This is a genomic window from Mannheimia massilioguelmaensis, from assembly GCF_000940515.1.
Lineage (GTDB): Bacteria > Pseudomonadota > Gammaproteobacteria > Enterobacterales > Pasteurellaceae > Basfia > Basfia bettyae.
In genome coordinates this window covers 14329-38045 of sequence record NZ_CDQL01000005.1, presented here as the reverse complement: position 1 = coordinate 38045, position 23717 = coordinate 14329, and the positions used below count along the sequence as shown (strand labels likewise).

The 23717-nt window shown below is 38.3% G+C and carries 25 protein-coding genes and 1 pseudogene; 16 read left to right on the top strand and 10 right to left on the bottom strand.

From position 1 onward, the window contains the following. Positions 1-39: 39 nt before the first annotated feature. Genes BN1226_RS03300 through lptM form a run of 3 tightly spaced genes read right to left on the bottom strand, consistent with a single transcriptional unit; the run spans position 40 to position 2072 of the window. On the bottom strand, positions 40-657 hold the full coding sequence (locus BN1226_RS03300; RefSeq protein WP_044469986.1) for a glutathione S-transferase family protein: 618 nt from the start codon (positions 655-657) through the stop codon (positions 40-42). An 18-nt stretch (positions 658-675) separates the two neighbouring features. Further along, on the bottom strand, positions 676-1926 hold the full coding sequence (gene lysA, locus BN1226_RS03295) for a diaminopimelate decarboxylase (RefSeq protein ID WP_044469985.1): 1251 nt from the start codon (positions 1924-1926) through the stop codon (positions 676-678). 23 nt (positions 1927-1949) lie between these two features. After that, complete coding sequence (gene lptM, locus BN1226_RS10885) at positions 1950-2072, bottom strand: LPS translocon maturation chaperone LptM (protein ID WP_239384661.1); 123 nt, start codon at positions 2070-2072, stop codon at positions 1950-1952. 97 nt (positions 2073-2169) lie between these two features. Between lptM and cyaY the strand changes: the two genes are divergently transcribed. After that, positions 2170-2478, top strand: coding sequence for an iron donor protein CyaY (cyaY, locus tag BN1226_RS03290; RefSeq protein WP_044469984.1), 309 nt, complete (start codon positions 2170-2172; stop codon positions 2476-2478). Then, positions 2478-4370 carry a DNA helicase RecQ gene (gene recQ, locus BN1226_RS03285; protein WP_044469983.1) on the top strand — a complete coding sequence of 631 codons (1893 nt, stop codon included), beginning with the start codon at positions 2478-2480 and terminating at the stop codon, positions 4368-4370. The genes cyaY and recQ overlap by 1 nt, the downstream gene beginning before the upstream one ends. A gap of 260 nt (positions 4371-4630) precedes the next feature. Here recQ and BN1226_RS03280 read toward each other — a convergent pair whose 3' ends face one another. Then, a complete protein-coding gene (locus BN1226_RS03280; RefSeq protein WP_044469982.1) occupies positions 4631-5419 on the bottom strand; it encodes an MBL fold metallo-hydrolase in 789 nt (262 codons plus the stop codon). Between the two features lie 185 nt (positions 5420-5604). Continuing rightward, positions 5605-6507, bottom strand: a complete 903-nt coding sequence (locus BN1226_RS03275; RefSeq protein WP_044469981.1) for a LysR family transcriptional regulator — start codon at positions 6505-6507, stop codon at positions 5605-5607. Between the two features lie 112 nt (positions 6508-6619). Between BN1226_RS03275 and BN1226_RS03270 the strand changes: the two genes are divergently transcribed. The 3 genes from BN1226_RS03270 to BN1226_RS03260 are packed head-to-tail and all read left to right on the top strand — an operon-like array spanning position 6620 to position 7968. Continuing rightward, the gene (locus tag BN1226_RS03270) at positions 6620-7267 is read left to right on the top strand and encodes a nitroreductase (RefSeq protein WP_044469980.1); all 648 of its coding nucleotides are present in this window, start codon (positions 6620-6622) and stop codon (positions 7265-7267) included. A 2-nt stretch (positions 7268-7269) separates the two neighbouring features. After that, entirely contained in the window at positions 7270-7602 is a 333-nt protein-coding gene (locus tag BN1226_RS03265; RefSeq protein ID WP_044469979.1) for a nuclear transport factor 2 family protein, read from the top strand. A 27-nt stretch (positions 7603-7629) separates the two neighbouring features. Next, the gene (locus BN1226_RS03260) at positions 7630-7968 is read left to right on the top strand and encodes a nuclear transport factor 2 family protein (RefSeq protein WP_044469978.1); all 339 of its coding nucleotides are present in this window, start codon (positions 7630-7632) and stop codon (positions 7966-7968) included. Between the two features lie 331 nt (positions 7969-8299). Here BN1226_RS03260 and trpS read toward each other — a convergent pair whose 3' ends face one another. From trpS to rpe, 3 genes are read right to left on the bottom strand one after another with little or no spacing between them, the layout of a single operon-like run. After that, positions 8300-9310: a tryptophan--tRNA ligase gene (gene trpS / locus BN1226_RS03255; protein WP_044469977.1), complete on the bottom strand. Its 1011-nt coding sequence runs from the start codon at positions 9308-9310 to the stop codon at positions 8300-8302. 46 nt (positions 9311-9356) lie between these two features. After that, a complete protein-coding gene (locus BN1226_RS03250) occupies positions 9357-10031 on the bottom strand; it encodes a phosphoglycolate phosphatase (protein WP_044469976.1) in 675 nt (224 codons plus the stop codon). Positions 10032-10047: 16 nt separating this feature from the next. Beyond that, entirely contained in the window at positions 10048-10722 is a 675-nt protein-coding gene (gene rpe, locus BN1226_RS03245; protein WP_005761160.1) for a ribulose-phosphate 3-epimerase, read from the bottom strand. A 140-nt stretch (positions 10723-10862) separates the two neighbouring features. On the opposite strand from rpe, the gene BN1226_RS03240 reads away from it, so the two are divergent. Beyond that, positions 10863-11492 carry a LysE/ArgO family amino acid transporter gene (locus BN1226_RS03240; protein ID WP_044469975.1) on the top strand — a complete coding sequence of 210 codons (630 nt, stop codon included), beginning with the start codon at positions 10863-10865 and terminating at the stop codon, positions 11490-11492. Positions 11493-11631: 139 nt separating this feature from the next. Here BN1226_RS03240 and ilvC read toward each other — a convergent pair whose 3' ends face one another. Next, positions 11632-13110, bottom strand: a complete 1479-nt coding sequence (gene ilvC / locus BN1226_RS03235) for a ketol-acid reductoisomerase (protein ID WP_044469974.1) — start codon at positions 13108-13110, stop codon at positions 11632-11634. A 163-nt stretch (positions 13111-13273) separates the two neighbouring features. Here ilvC and ilvY point away from each other — a divergent pair, with 163 nt between their 5' ends. The 6 genes from ilvY to BN1226_RS03205 all read left to right on the top strand — a co-directional run bounded on the left by ilvY (position 13274) and on the right by BN1226_RS03205 (position 19411). Then, a complete protein-coding gene (ilvY, locus tag BN1226_RS03230) occupies positions 13274-14155 on the top strand; it encodes an HTH-type transcriptional activator IlvY (RefSeq protein ID WP_044469973.1) in 882 nt (293 codons plus the stop codon). 144 nt (positions 14156-14299) lie between these two features. Further along, positions 14300-15391 (top strand): DNA-processing protein DprA, encoded by a 1092-nt coding sequence (dprA, locus tag BN1226_RS03225; RefSeq protein WP_044469972.1) that lies wholly within the window; start codon positions 14300-14302, stop codon positions 15389-15391. An 89-nt stretch (positions 15392-15480) separates the two neighbouring features. Further along, positions 15481-15744, top strand: coding sequence for an oxaloacetate decarboxylase subunit gamma (locus tag BN1226_RS03220; protein WP_044469971.1), 264 nt, complete (start codon positions 15481-15483; stop codon positions 15742-15744). Between the two features lie 24 nt (positions 15745-15768). Further along, a complete protein-coding gene (oadA, locus tag BN1226_RS03215) occupies positions 15769-17568 on the top strand; it encodes a sodium-extruding oxaloacetate decarboxylase subunit alpha (RefSeq protein ID WP_044469970.1) in 1800 nt (599 codons plus the stop codon). Positions 17569-17578: 10 nt separating this feature from the next. Continuing rightward, positions 17579-18886 (top strand): sodium ion-translocating decarboxylase subunit beta, encoded by a 1308-nt coding sequence (locus tag BN1226_RS03210; protein WP_044469969.1) that lies wholly within the window; start codon positions 17579-17581, stop codon positions 18884-18886. Between the two features lie 108 nt (positions 18887-18994). Next, positions 18995-19411, top strand: coding sequence for a PACE efflux transporter (locus BN1226_RS03205; RefSeq protein WP_044469968.1), 417 nt, complete (start codon positions 18995-18997; stop codon positions 19409-19411). A 45-nt stretch (positions 19412-19456) separates the two neighbouring features. Here the strand turns inward: BN1226_RS03205 and BN1226_RS03200 are convergent, their stop codons facing one another. Beyond that, positions 19457-21091: a DNA recombination protein RmuC gene (locus tag BN1226_RS03200; RefSeq protein WP_044469967.1), complete on the bottom strand. Its 1635-nt coding sequence runs from the start codon at positions 21089-21091 to the stop codon at positions 19457-19459. 135 nt (positions 21092-21226) lie between these two features. On the opposite strand from BN1226_RS03200, the gene BN1226_RS03195 reads away from it, so the two are divergent. The 4 genes and pseudogenes from BN1226_RS03195 (at position 21227) to aroE (ending at position 23711) form a co-directional block, all read left to right on the top strand. Next, positions 21227-21790 carry a DNA topoisomerase family protein gene (locus BN1226_RS03195; protein WP_044469966.1) on the top strand — a complete coding sequence of 188 codons (564 nt, stop codon included), beginning with the start codon at positions 21227-21229 and terminating at the stop codon, positions 21788-21790. A gap of 1 nt (position 21791) precedes the next feature. Then, positions 21792-22343 carry an L-threonylcarbamoyladenylate synthase type 1 TsaC gene (gene tsaC, locus BN1226_RS03190; protein ID WP_044469965.1) on the top strand — a complete coding sequence of 184 codons (552 nt, stop codon included), beginning with the start codon at positions 21792-21794 and terminating at the stop codon, positions 22341-22343. A 3-nt stretch (positions 22344-22346) separates the two neighbouring features. Further along, positions 22347-22799, top strand: a pseudogene (locus BN1226_RS10880) (GNAT family N-acetyltransferase); the annotation flags it as partial. 102 nt (positions 22800-22901) lie between these two features. After that, positions 22902-23711 carry a shikimate dehydrogenase gene (gene aroE / locus BN1226_RS10875; RefSeq protein ID WP_044470220.1) on the top strand — a complete coding sequence of 270 codons (810 nt, stop codon included), beginning with the start codon at positions 22902-22904 and terminating at the stop codon, positions 23709-23711. Positions 23712-23717: the final 6 nt, after the last annotated feature.

The following is a 23717-nucleotide window of genomic DNA, read 5'->3' as shown; positions in this document are numbered from 1 at the left end:
AAAATTATTACCGCACTTTCACCTTTCATAAATACCAAATTAAGCGCTTAAACCTTGTTTAACTAATACCGTTTTCACCCCAACATCTGCGGCTACACGTTGATAGAAAGGTTCGAGATTTTTAAATTGACTGTAATCTAAACCTAAAGCTTTACACCAACGCAATTCAACATATAAATATACATCAGCTACTGAGATTTGTTCACCAAAGAAAATGTGGCTTTCCAAATGATCATTAGCAATACTTAACATACGAAGGATATTCTCAGCAGCCGCTTTACGGATTTGTTTGCTTAACTCTTCATTACCTTCAGCATAAGCGGGTAAACGAAATAAAGGAGCAAAGGCTTTATGTAAGTCTGCATTGAAAAAAGCTAACCAACGCATTTGTTTTGCTTTATCTTGTGCGGTCTTACTACCAAAAATTTTGGTTTCTGGTGATAAATCATTTAAGTAAGTTAAGATAGCCATATTTTGTGAAAGTGCTAAATCACCATCAACTAATAAAGGGACTTGACCTAAAGGGTTTAATTTTAAATATTCTGCGGATTTAATTTCTTCACGAGTGGCAGCAACTGCTTCATAATCTTCACCAATCCATTCTAAAGCGGTATGTGGAACAATTGAACAAGCACCTGGTAAATAATAAAGTTTCATAAAGTTCTCCTGTATGATTTATGCCAATAAGACTTCTAAAGCCCATAGTTCTTTATGATCAGCACGGCGACGAATTAAATGCGCTTGATTGCCATCCACCATCACTTCCGCCGTTAATGGTCGAGAATTATAAGTAGAAGACATACTTGCCCCATAAGCACCTGCTGAACGTTGTACAAGGTAATCACCTTGAGCAATAGCTAATTGGCGTTGTTTGCCTAAAAAATCTGAAGTTTCACAAATTGGACCAACCACATCATAGACCTGAGATTCACGCATTAAAGTACGGTCAGCTTCAATAATATTCATATAAGCTTCATATAAGGCTGGACGAATCATATCGTTCATACCTGCATCAACAATCGCAAAATTACGGGTTTCATTTGTTTTTAGATATTCTACTTTAGTGACTAAAATCCCCGCATTTGCACTAATGGCTCGGCCTGGCTCAAGAATGATTTCTAAATTTTCATAATGTTTGAGTTTTTCCAGTAACGCTTTAGCATAATCCGTTGGGTGAGGAGGCGTCTCATTAGTATAAGTCACCCCTAAACCACCACCTAAGTCTAAATGCTCAAGGATAATGCCATCTTGAGTTAATTGTTCGATTAAAATCATCAGACGATCTACCGCATCTAAAAACGGTTGAATTTCTGTTAATTGCGAACCAATATGGCAATCCATACCTGTTACTTTAATATGAGGTAATTTAGTGGCTAAATGATAAACTTCACGTGCTTTATCCACACTTATACCAAATTTATTTTCTTTTAACCCAGTAGAGATATAAGGGTGAGTATGAGCATCCACATCAGGATTCACCCGCAATGAAATTGGGGCAATCTTGCCTAATTGACCAGCAATCTCATTAATTCGATATAATTCTGCCTGGCTTTCTACATTGAAACAACGAATGCCTAATTCTAATGCACGGGCAATTTCTTTAGCATTCTTAGCCACACCAGAGAATACTACTTTATGTGGATCGCCACCTGCAACCATAACACGCTCGAGTTCACCTTGCGAAACAATATCAAAACCCGCACCTAATTTTGCCATCACTTGTAAAATGGCAATATTGGGATTAGATTTCACCGCAAAGCAAACTAAATGCGGATGTTCGCCAAAGGCACTATCAAAAGCCTTCCAATGGCGCTCAAGCGTGGCTCGAGAATAAATATAAAGTGGTGTGCCAAATTGTTTAGCAAGCTCAGTGACTGCTAGATCTTCGGCAAATAATTTATTATTTTTATATTGGAAAAAATCCATATGTTGTGTCCTGCTTGCTATTTTTATGGCTGTTCTGTGTGTTTTTGCTGTGTTTGTTCAGGATAATACAAAGGGCCTTTAACGCCACAGCCCATCATAGCAGTACAAAGCGCGGTCAAAATAACTAGAGAAATAAATTTTTTCATGTTGAGTTCCTAACTGATGAAAATTTACATTCATTCTATCTTTAAAGACAGAAAATATCTATAATTCTGCTCTCAAACTAAAAAATAAGGCAATTTTATGAATGTAGCAGAATTTCACGAAAATATTGACCAAATCTGGGACAGTATTGAAGAGCAATTAGAACAACAAGATATTGATGTGGATTGCGAACGTCAGGGTGCAGTATTTAATATTACCTTTAACGATGGCAATCAAATTGTCATCAATAAACAAGAAGCGATGTTAGAACTTTGGTTAGCTAGTCGTTTAGGCGGTTTGCACTTTGCTTATCGTGATGGTGACTGGCTCAACCATGATAACCTACGTTTTTGGGATTGTTTAGCTCAAGCAATGGCATTTTATGGCGAACCTGTGAGCTTCGCTTAATGACTGATGTTGTAGTCAATGAAGTTACTCAAAGTGCGGTGAAAATTTCAAAAAATTTAACCGCACTTGAAGTGTTGCGTTCCGTCTTTGGTTATCAATCCTTTCGTAAAGGTCAAGAAGAAGTGATTGAGGCGGCCTTAACTGGTCGTGATAGCTTAGTGGTCATGGCAACAGGGAATGGCAAATCCCTCTGCTATCAAATTCCTGCTTTATGTTTTGAGGGGCTAACTTTAGTCATTTCACCACTGATTTCTTTAATGAAAGATCAAGTGGATCAGTTACTCACTAATGGTATCTCCGCAGATTTTCTAAATAGTACTCAGTCTTTTGAACAACAACAAAAGGTGCAAAATAAAGCCATTTCGGGAGAGCTGAAATTGCTTTATCTTTCACCTGAAAAAGTGATGACTAATAGTTTTTTTCAGTTCATCTCTTTATGTAATGTCAGCTTTATTGCCATTGATGAAGCCCATTGTATCTCACAATGGGGGCATGATTTTCGTCCTGAATATACCCAATTAGGTGGTCTCAAAAGCTGTTTTCCCAAGGCGCCTGTAATGGCATTAACCGCTACGGCAGACCGCACTACACGGCAAGATATTCTACAAAATTTGCATTTAAATGAACCGCACTTATACGTAGGAAGCTTTGATCGCCCGAATATCCGCTATACCCTAGTGGAAAAATTCAAGCCCATGGATCAGCTCTGTAATTTTGTCGTGGCACAAAAAGGCAAAAGTGGTATTGTTTATTGTAATAGCCGTAGCAAAGTAGAACGCATTGCTGAAGCCTTAAAGAAAAAGGGCGTGTCTGCTGCTGGCTATCATGCCGGCATGGAACCGCAACAACGTGATGCCGTGCAACAAGCTTTCCAGCGAGATAATATTCAAGTAGTCGTAGCAACTATTGCTTTTGGCATGGGAATCAATAAATCTAACGTGCGTTTTGTCGCTCACTTTGATTTATCTCGTAGCATTGAAGCTTATTATCAAGAAACTGGACGTGCAGGACGTGATGATTTGCCTGCAGAAGCCGTATTATTTTACGAACCTGCCGATTATGCCTGGCTACATAAAATGTTGTTAGAAGAGCCCGAAGGTCCACAACGAGAAATCAAACAACATAAGTTAGAAGCTATTGGTGAATTTGCAGAAAGCCAAACTTGTCGCCGTTTAGTATTACTGAATTATTTCGGTGAAAATCGTCAAAAACCTTGTCAAAACTGTGATATTTGTCTCGATCCACCAAAAAAATATGATGGTTTATTAGATGCACAGAAAATTCTTTCTACGATTTACCGCACTGGACAATGTTTTGGTACACAATATGTAATTGGCGTAATGCGAGGATTACAAAATCAGAAGATCAAAGAAAATCAACATGATCAACTGTCGGTATATGGTATTGGTAAAGATAAAAGTAAAGAATATTGGCAATCAGTGATTCGCCAATTAATTCATCTTGGCTTAGTACAACAAATACTCAATGACTTTGGAATGGGAAGCCGATTGCAACTTACTGAAAGTGCAAGACCTGTGTTACGAGGTGAAGTTCCCTTACAATTAGCCATGCCGAGACTATCTTCAGTTACCATGGCTCAAACACCACAGAAAAATGCCATTATCTACTATGATAAAGATTTATTTGCTCGTTTACGTTTCTTACGTAAACAAATTGCTGATAAAGAAAATATTCCGCCTTATATCGTGTTTAATGATGCAACATTGCAAGAAATGGCATTACATCAACCAACAACTCGAGTGGAAATGCTACAAATTAATGGTGTTGGCGCAACCAAATTAGAACGCTATGGGCAAGCATTTATGGCAATTATCAAAGAACATAAATCCTTAGCTAAAGTCAGCAAAAATCCTTTGGAATTACATGCTTAAGCTCTCGCCCTAACATTAGGATAACTTTGGAATTTATTAAAAGCAGTATACAAATATTCTATAATGTGCGGTAAGAAAAAAGAAAATTTATCTAGCTAGATATTATAGTAAGCTGATATTGATACAAATGATTATTCCAAATAAAACCAATAAACGGTTTCAAATATTAAGCTATTTTGTCCAATAAAAAATCTGCACCTTAAGTAGTCACTTGTTAAGCAACTTCTATGGGCAGATTATTTTTAACAAGTTCTTTTCTCTTAGTATTTCAGTAGTTCACCTTCTTTCGGCACACTAACACGGCTTTCCAACCTCTTTGCTTGCAGGAACGTACGCATATCCTCGCTTGATACTGTGCAATGATTTACCGCATCCATATGCACCGTGATGATTTGGGCATTCGGCATTGTGGCTGCCATTTTCGCCACATCGTCCGTGCCGAAAATAATGCCATCTGGGAAACCCTCCAACTTTGCACAGCCTGTGTTCATCACGATCACATCAGGTTGATAGCGGTTCAATGCCAGTTCCACTTCCTCATTCCAAATCGTGTCACCCACCAAATAGAGCGTTTTTTCGTTTTCGGCTTGGAACACCACGCCCATCGCATCGCCCAAAATTTCAGCCAGTTGCGGAATGCTGTACATCTGATCTGAACCGTGCTGACCGTCAGTGCGAGTGAGTTTCACGCCCTGAAATTCAGTCTGTTTACCAATCAGCATCACATTTTCAAAGCCTTGCGAACGCAAAAGCCCTGCATCACCTGCATTTTGCACCAATACAGGCAAGGCTTTTGGAATCGCATTTTGAGCCGCCTCGTCCCAGTGATCCAAATGGGTATGGGTTAAAAGCACAGCATCAATACCAGACACAATCTGCTCAATTCTTTCAGGCAACGCCGTCATCGGGTTGCGTAAATGGCTATTCACCGTGCCAGGAAAACCGTCAAAGCTCTCTTTTTCCGCCAAAAACGGATCCACTAAAAAAGTCACGCCAGCGTAGGTAATTTTAGCCGTGGCATTTCGGAGATGTTGGTAATGTAAAGCCATTATTTTTTCCTTTTTGTAAAATTTTGTTGAAAATAGACCGCTTGTTGCGATGGGGCGTATTATGGGCAAAAGTGCAGTCAGAAAAAATTGACTTTTGGAGCAATTAACGAAAGAATTGGGTCAAGTTGATTGTTGATCGGAAAATCGGATTTTATCAACATTTCCTGAAAATCCAACCGCTTGCCTTATCCCCCCAACCGTTCCGCCAAGAAATCCGCCAACAATTTTACTTTGGCGATTTGGCGGTTGTTCGGCAGATAGACGAGAGAAATGCCGTCTTCGGATAAATAAGGATTGGGCGAAACCTGCCAATCGGGGAGTAGCCGTAGCAACTGCCCGGCGGCGATGTCGTGTTTCGCCAGCCAATCGGGCAGTAGGCTAATGCCCAAGCCGTCTTTGCAGGCTTGCATAAGCATCTCAATGCTGTTGCCGAACAGATTGCCTTTAATCAGCACCGTTTCATTTTTGTTCCCCTGATAAAAATGCCATTTGGGAAATTGGTTCGGGTAGATAAAAGGCAGGCAGTTGTGCTGATTCAACTCTTGTGGCGTGTTGGGTATGCCGTGTTTTGCCGCATAATCGGGGCTGACACAGAGCCAGCGTTCCTGCCCTTTAATCCAACGGGCGACCAGCCGTTCATCTTCCACTTTTCCCAATCGCAAAGCCAAATCTATCGGTATGGCAAACAGATCCACCGTTTCATCACAACCAAACAGTTCCAGCTCGATTTTCGGGTATTTTTGGGCAAATTCTGCCAAAAACGGGGCAATTTGCGTATTGCCGTAACACATCGGAAAGGTAAAACGGAGTTTGCCTTGCGGTGCTGTCATTTCATCTTTCAACGACAAATTCGCCGTGGCTAAATCCGCCAAAATATGCCGTGTTTTCGCCAAATACTGCTCGCCAGCATAAGTGAGATTGAGCTGGCGGGTTGAGCGTTTGAGCAGGCTGATGCCCAGATTCTGCTCTAAATTATCCATTTGACGGGTTACCGATGACACCGCTACGCCCAAGCGTTTGGCGGTAAGGGTAAAACTTTGGGTTTGGGCAATATCGTGAAAAATACGCAGTGCAGAGAAATAGTCCATAGTGCCACCTTATTTTTGCGTTTTATGCAAAACAAAATTCAAATTTTGTCATATTATCATTGAAAGAGAACTAAATTACAATGCACGCCATCAACTTCACAGGAGAAAAACAATGAATACGATTGATACCATTCACGCCCGTCGTTCGGTTCGCCAATTTGACGGTAAGGCGATTGAAATTGACACCTTAAAAGCCATTGTTAAAGACGCACAACAAGCCCCGTCTTGGGCAAATTCCCAGCCTTGGAAAGTGTGGATTGCCACCGGCGACACGCTGGCAAAAATCAAACAAGACCATTTGAATTTTGCCTATCAGGGCATTCGCGGCAATGCCGATTTTTCTACGCAAAGCCGTGATAGCTGGGGAATGTTCGCCCGCCAAAATATGCAGCAATGGTCGCAAGCCTTTTTCGGATTTGAAGGGCAAGGCGGTCAGCATTTTGGCGAATTGCAAGCCCATCTTTACAACTCCCCTGCGATTGTGTATTTAACGCTGGATAAAAATTCATCGGCGTGGGCAATTTACGATTTGGGCGGTTTTGCTCAAACACTGACACTTTCAGCAACCGCACGCGGCATTGACAGCATTGCGGCGTATGAAGTCGTTAAATTCCCTAATTCCCTGCGTCGTCATCTCGGTATTCCTGATAATTTGATGATCGCAATGGGGATTGCGTTGGGTTATAAATCAGACGATCCGCTGAATCAGTTTGTCAGTGATCGTGTGGATTTGAACGAAATGTTAGTGATTAAGGAGTAATAATGGTTACACGCACTGAAGATTATCAAGGCATCGTTGCCGCCGTTAATGACTATGCCGCAGGGCAAAACGGCGATATGGTACGCCTGAAAAATGCCTTTTATCCCGAAGCGATGATTAACGGTCAGCCGATTGAAGCCTTGTATCAAACCGTCGAACGCAAAGGTAAAACCGACTCTACCATTCGCATAGACAGCGTAGATATTACAGGCTATGCCGCCATTGCCAAAGTCGTGACCGAAAATTGGCACGGGGCGAGATTTGTGGAATATATGAGTTTGCTCAAAAGCGAAACAGGCTGGCGGATTATCGCCAAAACCTTTTCACCGTTTTAATTAACTGATTGATTTTTGGAGTAAAAAATGGTCGCAAAAACCAGCGATTTTAATCAAATTGTTAAAATTTTTGAAAACTACACCGAAGGCACCAACGGCGATGTGGCATTGCTTAAAACCACATTTTGGGAAGATGCGATTATCAACGGTTCGCCGATTGAAGTGTTGTATCAAATCGTTGCCGAGCGTGGCAACACAAATTGCACAATGCGGTTGGATTTTTCAGACATTGAAAGCCCTGCTGCCTGCGGGAAATTGATTATTGAAGACTGGCACGGTGCAAATTTTGTGGAATATATGAATTTAATCAAACGCAACGGCGAATGGAAAATTGTCGCCAAAGTGGGCGTGCCGTTTGCGAAGTAATTGAGTTCGCCTCTAAACACAATAAAAGTGCGGACGATTTTCCCAATAATGGGAATGTGGCAGGAAAGTAGATAGATTAACTCGTAGGATTAGGTATTTTGGAAAAAATGAAGTTAAACAAAGAAAATTTCTAAATTAACATTGAGTTTTATCGGTTATTGATGGACTGGCAAGAAGATGAAAAATAAAATCGACACCCCCTAAGTCGCTTTTATTTACTTAATTTTTACGCAAATTTACCAATGCATCAGGCTTAATATCGCTAATGCATTGGTTGGTCTTGAAATAAGCTTTTCAGGTATAAAAAATTATATCCTGTTTTTCCTATAGATTATTCAGCTACAGGTACAAAACCTACTGCGTTGTAAACTTTGTCTAGAGTGGCTTTTGCACGAGCACGCGCTTTTTTTGCACCTTCGGCTGCAATTTTGTTAAGTAGCTCTTCATTATTGCGGTAGTGATAGAAACGTTCTTGTAATGTCGTTAACATTGCAACCACTTCATCTGCGACCGCTGTTTTTAAGTGGCCGTACATTTGCCCTTCAAACTCTTTTTCTAATTGTGGAATTGGTTTATCGGTGATCACAGAAAGTATTTCCAATAAGTTAGACACACCAGCTTTATTTTTTACATCATGTTTTACTACAGGTGGTTCATCGCTATCTGTCATAGCACGTTTGATTTTTTTCGCTACTGATTTTGGATCTTCTAATAAGGTGATAACGTTATTACGGTTATCATCTGATTTAGACATTTTTTTCTCAGGATCTTGTAATGCCATAATGCGAGCACCAGCTTTTGGAATAAATGCTTCAGGAATCACAAATTGATCTTCGCCATACAAGGCATTAAAACGCTGTGCGATATCACGTGTAATTTCTAAATGTTGACGTTGATCTTCGCCAACTGGGACTTGCGCAGCTTGATATAACAAAATATCCGCAGCCATTAAGACTGGATAAGTGAATAAACCCACATTTATATTTTCTGCATAACGTGCTGATTTATCTTTAAATTGAGTCATGCGGCTCATTTCACCAAAATAGGTATAACAATTTAACACCCAGCTAAGTTGAACATGCTCTGGAACATGAGATTGAATAAAAATTGTACTTTTAGCAGGATCAATGCCACAAGCTAAATAAAGTGCTAATACATCTAACGTAGCTTTACGCAGTTTTTCTGGGTCTTGACGTACCGTAATTGCATGTAAGTCAACAATACAGAATAGGCAGTCATAGTCATCTTGCATTTTTACCCATTGGCGTAATGCACCAAGGTAGTTACCGATAGTTAATTCACCTGATGGCTGAACGCCACTTAAGACAACTGGTTTAGTCATTATCATGTTCCTTAAATTTTTCTTTTTTGAACCGCACTTTTGGCGATTATAAAATAGTTAGTAGATCTGCAAAATTATCAAAGACCCAATCAGGGTGAGAATCAGCAATGGGAATATTATAATTATACCCATAAGTTAAGCCAACCGCAGGACAACCCGCAGAATGTGCAGCAAGAATGTCATTTTTAGAATCGCCTACAAATAATATTTGATGTGGGTATAAGCCAAATTTACCACATAAATAATATAATGGTGCTGGGTGAGGTTTGATCGCAGGCAAGGATTGTCCACCAAGCATTTCACTAAATAAATGGTCGATACCAAAGGCAGATAATACAGGTTGTACATGACGAGTTGGTTTATTGGTTACAACAGCTAAAATAAAACCTTGTGCTTTTAATTTTTCTAATGTGGTTTTAACGTTTGGATAAAGGCGACTAATATTACATAAATTCTCACCATAAAAATAATTAAACCGTTCTTTTAGTTTAGTGATTTCGCTTTTAGTTAAGCTTTTACCTGATTGTTCTTTTGCCCAAGTTAATGCACGCTGAATTAAAATATCAGCACCATTACCGATCCAAGTTAGGACTAATTCTTCTGAAGCTTGTGGTAAATCAAATTCTTGTAATGCACTATTTACGGAAAGTGCTAAATCAGGCAGGCTATTGACTAAAGTTCCGTCTAGATCAAAACCGATTAATTTAAATTGTGAACTCATTACTTATCCTTATTAATTATTTTTGAATTTGGCTCAATTGCTGGCGCATTTCTTGGATGACTTTTTGATAATCAGGTTGGTCAAAAATAGCTGAACCCGCTACAAACATATCTGCACCCGCTGCGGCAATCTGAGCAATATTATTCACTTTAACTCCACCATCTACTTCAAGGCGAATATCTAAGCCACTTTCATCAATACGTTTACGGGCTTCTTTTAATTTATTTAAGGTTCCAGGAATAAAAGATTGCCCACCAAAGCCAGGATTTACCGACATTAATAAAATCACATCAATTTTATCCATAACATAATCTAAATAGCTCAGTGGCGTCGCGGGATTGAAAACTAAACCAGCTTTACATCCATGATCACGAATTAGCTGTAAACTGCGATCAATATGTTCTGAGGCTTCTGGATGGAATGTAATATAATTAGCTCCCGCTTTTGCAAAATCGGGAATGATACGATCAACAGGTTTCACCATGAGATGAACATCAATGGGCGCTTCAATGCCATAATCACGTAATGCTTTGCATACTGCGGGGCCAAAAGTAAGATTAGGCACATAATGATTATCCATCACATCAAAATGAATCACATCTGCCCCACTGTTTAATACATGTTTAACATCTTCCCCTAAACGAGCAAGATCCGCAGACAGAATTGAAGGAGCAATTAAATAAGGCTTCATGGTTACCTCGCTAAGTCATTAATAATGCTAGTAGTGTACTACGTTATAAGGCTAAAATTAAGGAAATAATGTTGAATTCTTATCTTTACTTTATAAAATAACTGGATCATTTCAATTAGTTGATAATAATGAGGTATGTTATGGAAATCTTTATGCGAGGATTTCTTGTTTGTGGTAGTTTGATCATTGCTATTGGTGCACAGAATGCCTTTGTTCTGAAACAGGGTTTGCTTAAAAGAAAGGTATTTGCCGTCTCTTTTACATGTTTTCTTTGTGATGTGATTTTGATTTCATTGGGTGTATTAGGCTTAGGAAGTTTAATTAGTGAAAGCCCAATGGCCACTGTCGCCTTGGCTATTGTCGGTACGGTCTTTTTGTTAGTTTATGGTGCGAGAGCATTTCGTTCGGCTTTAACTGGATTATCCGCTTTACAACTGAGTTCAAATCCTGACTCAGCTATTGATTCTACTTGGAAATCCATCTTAGCGACGCTAGCTGTTACGCTATTAAATCCTCATGTGTATTTAGACTGTTTTGCCATCATCGGTGGAATATCTGGTACTTTAAGCGCAGCGGAAAAGCCTATTTTTTTATTAGGTGCGATAACCACATCTTTCCTCTGGTTCTTTAGCTTAGGGTATGGCGCACGTTTATTAATTCCATTATTTAAACATCCAATTACTTGGCGGATTCTAGATTTTCTGATTGGCATTGTGATGTGGTTAATTGCTTATCATTTAGCAGAATATGCATATGAATTGATACTGTAACGTATAAAAAGTGCGGTAGATTTTCTAAAAATTTAGTGCATCTTGGGCTAAATTACTGCTCGCCCTCAGATTTTATCTTTTTAATTAAAAAAGAGCGGTCAAAATGACCGCTCCTACAGCTTTCCGAGTATATAAAAAATTAACCAGCGACCGCAATACGTTTCATATCAGTCATATAACCACGTAATTCTTGACCGATTAATTCAACAGGATGGTTACGGATTTCATCATTCACTTCACGTAAAGTCAGGTTGTCGATTAGCACAGTTGGTGTTGGTTCACCTAAATCGCCTTTTTGTAAGTTAGGAATAATTTCTTTTGCTAAAATTGGTGTTGCTACATGAGAGAATAAATAGTTACCATATTCTGCGGTATCTGAAATAACTACGTTCATTTCATATAAACGTTTACGAGCGATGGTATTAGCAATTAATGGTAACTCGTGTAATGATTCATAATATGCAGATTCTTCATAAATCCCACTTGCAACCATTGCATCAAATGCCATCTCAACACCCGCTTTAACCATTGCAACCATTAATACGCCGTTATCAAAATATTCTTGTTCACTAATTTTGCCTTCATATTTAGGTGCATTTTCAAAAGCGGTTTTTGCCGTCTCTTCACGCCATGTTAATAGATCTTTATCATTATTTGCCCAGTCCGCCATCATCGTTGATGAAAACTGACCACTAATAATATCGTCCATGTGTTTTAGATATAAAAAACTCAAATGTTCTTTAATTTGTTCTGAAAGTTCGAACGCTCTGAGTTTAGCACTGTTTGATAAGCGATCCATCATTAATGTGATGCCACCTTGTTTCAATGCTTCAGTAATGGTTTCCCAACCGAATTGGATTAATTTACCCGCATATGCAGGATCTTTCCCATCTGCAACTAATTTGTCATAGCATACGATTGAACCAGCTTGTAACATACCACAAAGAATCGTTTGTTCACCCATTAAGTCAGATTTCACTTCAGCTACGAATGAAGATTCTAGTACACCGGCACGGTCACCACCGGTTGCACTCGCCCAAGCTTTCGCAATCGCCATACCTTCACCACGTGGATCATTGGCTGGATGAACCGCAATTAATGTAGGCACACCGAAACCACGTTTGTATTCTTCACGCACTTCCGTACCTGGGCATTTCGGTGCTGACATCACAACAGTGATATCTTCACGGATTTTTTCACCTTCTTCAACAATGTTGAAACCATGAGAATAACCAAATGCCGAATCTTTTTTCATTAATGGCATCACATCTGCCACGACTTTTGAATGTTGTTTATCTGGCGTTAAGTTGATCACTAAATCTGCCGTTGGGATTAATTCTTCATATGTACCCACTTTAAAACCATTTTCTGTCGCACGTTGGAATGAAGCTCGCTTTTCCGCAATTGCTGCTGCACGTAATGCGTAGCTTACATCCAAACCAGAATCACGCATATTTAACCCTTGATTTAAACCTTGCGCACCACAACCAACGATGACAATTTTCTTACCTTTTAAGTAGTTACAACCTTCTGCAAATTCAGCACGGTCCATAAAACGACAACGACCTAATTGGTCAAGTTTTTGACGTAAATTTAGAGTATTGAAATAATTAGACATTGATTGCTCCTTGCATCAACTTGTTTGGTAAGTTGTATTATGTTTAGTTTGCATACTGTTTTTATATATTATGTAAACGATTATACGCTTTTTTTATATTGCGTAAATTGATATTATCGGAACTTAATATTGCAATTATTGCAACATAAATTAAGGAGTCTTTATGGATTTTAATGATCTCAAATTGTTTCTGCATTTATCTGAATCAAAAAACTTTAGTAAAACTGCGGTACAAAACCATATGTCCACTTCAACACTCTCTCGTCAAATCCAACGCATGGAAGAGGAATTGGGAGAGCCTTTATTTTTACGAGATAATCGCCGTGTAGCGCTGACAGACTGCGGTGAGAAATTCCAAATTTTTGCGAAACAAAACTGGTATCAATGGCAACAATTCAAACAACAATTACAGATAGATAAAACCCAATTATCAGGAGAACTTCGATTATTCTGCTCAGTCACGGCATCTTATAGTCATTTACCGAAAATCATTGAAAAATTCCGAACACATTATCCCTTCGTAGAAATTAAATTAATGACAGGTGATCCCGCCTCGGCACTAGGTTTAGTACAATCACAAACAGTGGATTTAGCCATTGCTGGGAAACCAGATAATTTACCAAGTTCTATTGCTTTTCATAAAATTGATGACTTAGAATTGTCATTAATTGCCCCTCGTATTGCTTGTCCTGCCACATATTTACTGCAACAAAATCCTATTGATTGGCAACAAATGCCTTTTATTTTCCCTGAGCAAGGCCATGCTCGTCAGCGAATTGAATATTGGCTAAACGTACATAAAAAAATTAAACATCCTAAAATCTATGCTACGGTTGCAGGCCATGAAGGAATTGTGCCAATGGTTGCGCTAGGCTGTGGCTTGGCGATGTTGCCTGATGCTGTGATAAAAAATAGCCCGATGGGTTCACAAGTATCAATCTTTCAATTAGATAATCCTGTTGCGCCTTTTGAACTTGGTGTGTGTGTACAGAAAAAATATCTTCAGCAACCTTTAATCAGAGCATTTTGGGAAACTTTAGAGTAATTAATACATAAAAATTTGTAAAAATAATTGCAATTATGCGACTAAGATCGCAAAAAGAGTAAAAAAATAGCCTAAAAATTTTCCCAAAATTTACCGCACTTTATAATTTTTAATCTGATCGCTTGATAACCTACGGTAAATTTTATGGATAAAACCACGGAAATATTACTCCGTCTGATGCAGGTACCTAAACTCGGTAGTCGCTATATTCAACAAATGCTTCATCATATTAATTTACAGACCTTACAAGATTATGATGCTGAACAATTACATCATATGGGCTGGGATGAAAAACAAATTCAAGCATGGTTTCATCCTAATATGAAATACCTTGAACCCGCTTACCGTTGGGCAGAACAGGCAGATCAACAGATTATTCATCTTCAACAAGCCAGCTATCCCGAACTATTAAAACAAATTGATAGTGCTCCACCAATATTATTTATTAAAGGAAATATTGATACTTTACATCAGCCTCAAATTGCCATGGTGGGTAGCCGTCATTGTTCTGATTATGGTGAATACTGGGCAAAATATTTTGCCTCTGAGCTCTCCTTAGCAGGACTTATCATTACCAGTGGGCTAGCCCTGGGGATTGATGGATTTTGCCACCGAGCAGTAGTAGAACAACAAGGTCAAACTATTGCGGTAATTGGCTCTGGCTTATCACATATTTATCCAAGTCGACATAAAAAATTAGCCCAACAAATTATTGAAAACCAAGGCGCATTAATTTCTGAATTTTTTCCCACTCATCCACCTTTAGCAGAAAATTTTCCTCGCCGTAATCGGATTATTAGTGGCTTATCCCTAGGCACCTTAATTGTTGAAGCTAGTGAACGCAGCGGTTCATTAATAACTGCCAATTATGCTGTGGAACAAAATCGGGAAGTGTTTGCTATCCCTGGTCATATTCAAAATCAATCTAGCCAAGGTTGCCATAAATTGATCCAGCAAGGTGCAATGTTAGTTGAACAAGTTTCAGATATTTTAGAAAACTTACCGCACTTTTCAGCGGCCAATTCATTATCTCGACGCCCCAAATTAACAATAAAAGAGAAACCGCTTCCCACTTATCCTGAATTATACAAACACATTTCTAGCGTTCCTATTAGCATTGATCATTTAGCTGAAAAAACAAATTTAACTATCAATGAATTATTAGTTCAACTGCTAGAACTTGAATTACAAGAATTAATTCAACAAGAAAATGGAAATTATCTGCGGATTTTATAAAAGCGTCGTATAGAATGTGATCTGTTTCAACTTTTTTTAACTTAAAAATTAGTAAGATATATAAAATTAAAATAAAAAATGAGGTAACCATGACAGAATCAGAACTTTTTCAAGAAGGTATTAACCTGATGTTCTCAGGTATGGGATTTGTAATCATCTTTTTACTTATTCTCATTTTTGCCATTACTGGCATTTCAAAAATCATCACAAAATTATTCCCAGAAACAACGCCTATCATACCGCCTAATAAGCCTATTTCAGCAACGCTCACTGCCACCAATGAGGTAGATAAGCTACTACCTATTATTGTTGCAGCAATTGCACATCATCGCCGTCAACAGGGCCTAAATTAATAATTCAACTAAAAGGATTTTATTATGACTAAAAAAATTCAATTTACTGATGTTGTTCTTCGTGATGCACATCAATCCCTTTTTGCAACTCGTTTACGCCTAGATGATATGCTACCCATTGCAACTGAACTAGATAACATTGGTTATTGGTCATTAGAAGCCTGGGGAGGTGCAACATTTGATGCTTGTATCCGCTTTCTAGGTGAAGATCCATGGGTTCGTTTGCGTGAATTAAAAAAAGCATTACCTAAAACCCCATTACAAATGTTACTTCGTGGTCAAAATTTATTAGGTTACCGCCACTATGCAGATGATGTGGTAGATAAATTTGTTGAACGTTGTGTTGCTAACGGTATGTCTGTATTTCGTGTATTTGATGCACTCAATGACCCTCGAAATATGCAACAAGCCTTAAAAGCAGTAAAAAAACAAGGTGGTCATGCACAAGGTACATTAAGTTATACCACTAGCCCGGTTCATACATTAGATACTTGGCTAAATGTTACTGAACAATTATTAGAAATTGGTATTGATAGCCTCGTCATAAAAGATATGTCAGGGATTTTAACCCCAATGGCAGCCTATGAATTAGTCAGTGCAATTAAACAACGTTACGATGTAGAACTTCACTTACACTGCCATTCAACTACAGGTATGGCTGAAATGTCATTATTGAAAGCCATTGAAGCTGGAATAGATGGTATTGATACTTCGATCTCTTCAATGTCTGGTACTTATGGTCACCCAGCTACAGAAGCTTTAGTCGCAACATTACAAGGCACTGAATACGATTCTGGTTTAGATATTCCTAGCCTAGAAAAAATCTCAGCATACTTCCGAGATGTTCGTAAAAAATATGCAAAATTTGAAGGGCAATTACGTGGTACAGACAGCCGCATCTTAGTAGCACAAGTACCTGGAGGTATGTTAACTAACCTGGAAAGCCAATTAAAACAACAAAATGCTTCAGATAAATTAGATGAAGTATTAAAGGAAATTCCACGTGTACGCCAAGATTTAGGTTACATTCCATTAGTAACACCAACATCACAAATTGTTGGTACGCAATCTGTAATTAACGTATTAATGGGTGAACGTTATAAAACCATTGCCAAAGAAACGGCAGGTATTTTAAAAGGTGAATACGGTCGTACACCTGCACCAGTAAATGCAGAACTACAAGCTCGAGTATTAGAAGGTGGTCAACCTGTTACTGATCGCCCAGCCGATCATATTGCGCCAGAAATGGACAAATTAGTCGCAGAAGTGAAACAACAAGCGAAAGAAAAAGGCATTAAATTAGCAGATAATGAAATTGATGATATTTTAATTGTTGCATTATTCCCACAAATTGGCCTTAAATTCTTAGAAAATAGAGGCAATCCAGAAGCATTTGAACCTGCTCCTACCGCTGCTTCTGCTACACCTAAAGCAGCCCTTGTGACAACACCAAAAGCTCAAACAGGCTCAGCTGTTTATACCGTAGAACTTGAAGGAAAAGCATTTGTCGTTAAAGTCAGCGAAGGTGGCGATATCACGAATATTGCACCGACAGCAACACCTGTAGCAACAGCCCCTCAAGCAGCACCATCACAAGCACCTATAGCATCTGGTACACCAGTAACGGCACCAATGGCAGGTAATATTTGGAAAGTGGTTGCCACTGAAGGGAAAAAAGTCGCAGAAGGTGACGTGCTATTAATTCTTGAAGCAATGAAAATGGAAACTGAAATCCGTGCTGCTAAAGCGGGTACAGTTCAAGGTATTACTATTAAAGCAGGTGATACTGTTGCAGTGGGTGACACATTAATGACTTTAGCTTAAGGGTGGTGGTATGGAAAGTATTATTGCTTTACTGAAAGGTACGGGCATTATGCATATGGATTGGGGACAAGCGGTGATGATTCTCATCAGCTTATTACTACTCTGGTTAGCAATTGCTCGTAAATTTGAACCATTACTCCTCTTACCTATCGGTTTTGGTGGTTTATTATCAAATATCCCTGAAGCAGGTCTAGCGATGACAGCTTTAGATAATTTATTGCACTTAGGTAGCGCAGATCAAATCGCAGTTATCGCATCAAAACTAGGTGTAATGGCAGATCCGACTCAGATTAAAGCTGCAATCGCTGCAAGTACTGCTTCTGAAGTCGCACAGCTAGAAGCAGCAGCAGTAGATATGGGATATAGTGCAGGTATTCTTGCCTTATTCTATAACGTTGCTATTGGCTATGGAGTGGCACCACTTGTTATCTTCATGGGGGTAGGTGCAATGACGGACTTTGGTCCATTAATTGCGAATCCTAAAACCTTATTATTAGGTGCAGCAGCACAATTCGGCATTTTTGCAACAGTACTTGGTGCATTAGCATTGAACTATTTTGGTATTATTAGTTTCACGCTTCCACAAGCCGCTTCTATTGGTATTATCGGCGGTGCAGATGGTCCAACGGCTATTTATTTAACAAGTCGTTTAGCGCCTGAATTATTAGGTGCTATTGCGGTAGCTGCTTATTCATATATGGCATTGGTTCCATTAATCCAACCACCAATTATGAAAGCGTTAACCTCTGAGCAAGAGCGAAAAATTCGGATGGTGCAACTACGTAATGTAAGTAACCGAGAAAAAATTATTTTTCCTATCGTATTGTTACTGTTAGTCGCATTATTATTACCAGATGCCGCCCCATTGCTTGGTATGTTCTGTTTTGGTAATTTAATGCGAGTTAGTGGTGTTGTGGAACGCTTAAGTGATACTACCCAAAATGCTTTAATTAACATTGTCACCATTATTTTGGGCTTATCAGTGGGGTCAAAACTTATTGCTGATAAATTCCTACAGCCGCAAACCCTTGGCATCCTTCTACTTGGTGTGGCAGCCTTCTGCATTGGTACAGGTAGTGGAGTATTAATGGCAAAATTTATGAACAAATTTAGTAAAAATAAAATTAATCCTCTTATTGGCTCAGCTGGGGTTTCAGCCGTTCCAATGGCTGCTCGGGTGTCTAATAAAATTGGTTTAGAAGCAGATAACCAAAACTTTTTATTAATGCATGCTATGGGTCCAAATGTCGCGGGGGTAATTGGTTCAGCTATTGCCGCTGGCGTGATGCTGAAATATGTCACCGCAATGATGAACTAAAAAATTTTTACCAAAAACCACCGCACTTTTTGAGTAATCAAAGTGCGGTATTTTTTTGTGAATTTTCAATTTGATATAATAGGAAATAATTATTTTATTGAGAACTATATGAGCCTTTTAGAACGCATCTTCCATTCTGCCTTATTTGAAATTGGTGCTATTTTACTCTCTATCGCCTTTATTTGGATCATGACAGGTACGGCAGGAACCCATGAATCAATTACGATGATATTAATATCCCTTATTGCCATGGTTTGGAATTTTATTTTTAATTGGGTATTTGATCAATTTTTTACAGGTCCCAAAGAACATCGTAGCGCAAAATTAAGACTATTCCATGCTATTAGCTTTGAAGGTGGGCTATTAATTATTACATTACCAATTATTGCCTACTGTCTTAATATTAGCTTGATAACGGCATTCTTTATGGATCTCGGAATTTCTATTATGATTGTGATCTACGGTTATCTGTTTAACTGGATTTATGACCATCTAAGACCCTTAATCATTTCCAACAAACAATAAAAATCCCGATATTTAATCGGGATTTTTATCAATATAACTACAAGTTTAATTAGAGCTATTATCTGGCAACGCTTTGACAATCATTAATTTGTCTGTTTCTAAATCAGAATGCAGTAATTCTACTTCTGGCATTGTCTTATTCGCTTTAGTGGACAAATCTTTAAAACGCTCCACTTTCCCCACTAAACCTTGATTGCCAACTAGAGCTGTCACTGTACTATTATAATGGCCTGTTACAGTAGACAACGTTGTTCCAAGTTTGGATAAACGTTCTGCGACCAAACAAATTTGGTTATAGATTTCCCCTGCTCGCTCACTAATTTCACGAGCTTCAGTATTGCCTCGTTCAATTCGCCACAAATTAGCAACAGTACGTAAAATCGGCATTAAGGTGGTGTGAGATACTAAAATCACATTTTTTTCATAACCATAATTAAATAGATTTAAATCTGTTTTCATTGCCTCAATATAGGCAGGTTCAACTGCAACAAACATCAATACAAAATCTGGGCTACGCATACCAATTAAATTACTATAATCCTTGCGAGATAAATCATCTATATGATTGCGAATAGCCCGCAAATGTTCACGTAAGAACTGTACGCGTTGCGTTTCATCTTCCGTATTGACCGCACTTTCATAGGCCACCAGCGACATTTTACTATCAATAACAAGATGTTTGTTATCAGGTAAGTTCACTACAAAGTCAGGATAATTATTTTTACCTGTTTCATCTTTGAAATGTGCTTGCGATTCATAATGCTCCCCTTTCACTAAACCAGCTAACTGTAATGCACGCTCAAGTTGCATTTCTCCCCAGTTACCTAAAGTTTTTTTCTCGCCTTTTAAGGCTGAAGTCAGGTTATTCGCCTCTTGCGACATTTGGTTTCCAATATTCAGTACGCGTTTAATTTCAGATTCTAAATTAGCATTTCCCTTTAAGGATTCAGAATGAATTTCATTAACACGTTTTTGAAAACCATCAATCTGCTCACGGAAAGGTTTAAGTAGAGAATCTAATGCGGTTTGATTAGATTGGCTAAAACTTTGGCTCTTCTCATCTAAAATACGATTGGCTAAATTTTGAAATTCCGTAGAAAGCTGTTGTTTGCTTTGTGCAAAAGCCTGCTGCTGTTCTGTAAAGTTTTTTTCTTTCTCTGAAAGCGTCGTCTTAAGTTCGGTTAATTCTTGGGTTAATAAGGTCAATTTTTCATTTAAATTAAGAATATCCTGATCTTTACGGACAACCATGCTTTGTTGTTGTTCTAATTGTTGTTGATAATTTAATGACTGTGTATTTTTAATACTAAATTGATCACGTAAAATCGTCATTTTATCCACCGTGATCTGATGACGATTCTGTTCTTCATTCAATTCCGTTTGCAAACTAGAAATCTGTTGATCACGCTCTTGCAAACGAACTTGTAATCCTTCTGCTGTGGTTTGAGAACGAATTATCGCTTGATCCAATTGATTTTTACTCACAGTTAAAGCATCAAATTTTTCAACTAATTGATTGTAATCTAAGATATTTTTATTCAGATCTTGTTGTAATTCTTGTACATCACGTTTACGGCGAGCCATCACAAACAAGAAAATCAAACATAAAATAACGAGTACAATAGTGGCAATCACGAAAGGGTCTTGCAGTAATTCTTGATATTGTTGTAAATCTTGCATCTAAAAATCCTTAGTTAAATGAGTGCTAAGTATAAACTAAAAAACAACAGAATGCGGGCTTAATTCCAATTTTTATATTGTAAACTAAGCTGATTATTGCTACCCTCAGAGTATTATTAGGAATAGAAGATAATTATGAGCGAACCTCTTTTTCAACATACTAAAAGTGAAGAAATTTGTCCTCAATGTGGTTCTCCCTTACAAATGAAGCAAGGGAAAAAAGGCTTATTTCTAGGTTGCTCTGCCTATCCACAATGCGATTTTATAAAACCCTTGCATGCTCAAACAGAAATTCGGGTAATTAAAGCGCTGGACGAGCAGTGTCCTGAATGTGGACATCCTTTATATGTCAAGCAAGGGACATTTGGCATGTTCATTGGCTGTAGCAATTATCCTGATTGTAATTTTATTGTGCATGAACAGCCAGAAACCCAGAATGAAGAAAATATTACTTGTCCTGAATGTCATAAAGGTTTATTGATCGCTCGTCGTGGACGACAAGGTAAAACATTTTACGCATGCAATAAATTTCCACAGTGCAAATTTACCTTACCAAGTAAGCCTTATCCTATTACTTGCCCTCAGTGTGGCGAGGCTGTTTGTACGCTAAAAAAACAATCAGAAACCCACCGCACTTTGATCTGTGCCAATAAGACATGTAAACATAGTTTTGAACAAAAAAGAACAGAAGAAATATAGAATGAAAGTAGCACAAATTGTCGAACAATTAAAACAACAGCAAGTGGTTGCTTATCCCACTGAAGCGGTCTTTGGCTTAGGTTGCGATCCTCGTAGTGAAAGTGCGGTCAAAAAATTATTAATTTTAAAACAACGTCCTGTAGAGAAAGGATTAATTTTAGTAGCTCATAAGCTAGAATTACTCTTACCTTTCATCAATGCTCAACAACTCCATGATCAACATTGGGATTTAATTACCGCCCATTATGATCGTCCAATCACTTGGGTGGTGCCCGCTAATCAGGATACACCAAAATTTATTACGGGGCAGTTTAGCTCGCTTGCCGTTCGTTTATGCACACATCCTGCCGTGGCTCAAATCTGTGAGCAAACAGGCTTTGCAATTACTTCAACCAGTGCCAACCTTAGTGGACATCCTCCTTGTAAAACTGCACAAGAAGTGCGGTCGCAATTTGGAAAATTTTTCCCTGCATTAGATATGCCTGTAGGGAATGCCATTAATCCATCAGAAATTAGAGATATTTTTACCCAGCAAATCTTTAGACAAGGCTAGTTTATGATTGCTACTGAACTTCACGTCAACGATCAAATCTATTTAAAAAAAGTTCAACTTGATGATGCAAAACCTCTTTTTGCAATCATTAGCCGACAGCGAGAATATCTTGGTCGCTGGCTACCTATGATTGATAAGACACACCAACTTGAAGACACTGAAAACTTTATCCAATCACTTGAGCATAGCAATGAATGGGTTTTTGGTATTCACTATAATTGCCAATTGGTAGGGCTGATTAGCTATACAAAAATAGATTATTCAAATTTAAAATTAGATATTGGATATTGGCTTTCAAACACTTTTCAGGGCAAAGGGATTATTACCCAATCCTTACAAGCCTTATTAGATTATGCGTTTAACGAGCTCTACATAAATCGTGTACAAATTAAATGTGCCACAGAGAATATCGCTAGCAAAAAAATCCCTCAACGTTTACATTTCACCTTTGAAGGCATAGAAAGACAAGGATTACTATTATCTTCTGGTGAATTTACCGATTTTGAGATTTACAGTATGTTATCTCAACAATGGAAAGCTTTAAAAAAAGGAATAGATATGGATAAGTACGCTGTTTGGGGTAATCCAATTGCACAAAGTAAGTCTCCCGCTATTCATCAATATTTTGCACAACAGACTCAACAAGTTATGGAATATACCGCTATACTTGGTGATGAACACAATTTTGAGCAACAAATAAAAGATTTTTTCTCAAAAGGAGCAAAAGGTTGTAACATTACCGCCCCATTTAAAGAACGAGCTTATCAACTCGCTGATCAATATAGTGAGCGAGCCTTGACCGCAGGAGCCTGTAATACCTTAAAAAAATTAGACAATGGTAAACTCTATGCAGACAATACTGATGGTGCAGGCTTAGTGAGTGATTTACAACGTTTAGGCTATTTAAAACCGCACCAACATATTCTCATTTTGGGAGCGGGCGGTGCAACTAAAGGCGTGTTACTGCCATTATTACAAGCGCAACAAAAAATCTTAATTGCTAACCGCAGTTTATCTAAAGCACAAGAATTGGCGGCTAAATTTAGTCAATATGGGCAAATCCAAGCCGTTGAATTAGCTAAAATCCCTGTGCAAAAATTTGATTTAGTGATTAATGCCACTTCTCTTGGCTTACAAGGTAAAACCGTAGATATTCATCCAGAAATTTTACAAAAAGCCACCGCAGTTTATGATATGCAATACGCAAAAGATGCGGATACGCCTTTTATTGCACTTGCAAAACGCTTTGGTGTCAAGAATGTGAGTGATGGTTTAGGTATGCTCATTGGGCAAGCCGCACATTCTTTTAAATTATGGCGAGGGGTCATGCCTGACGTAGAATCACTATTCAATCAAAATATTATATAAATAAAA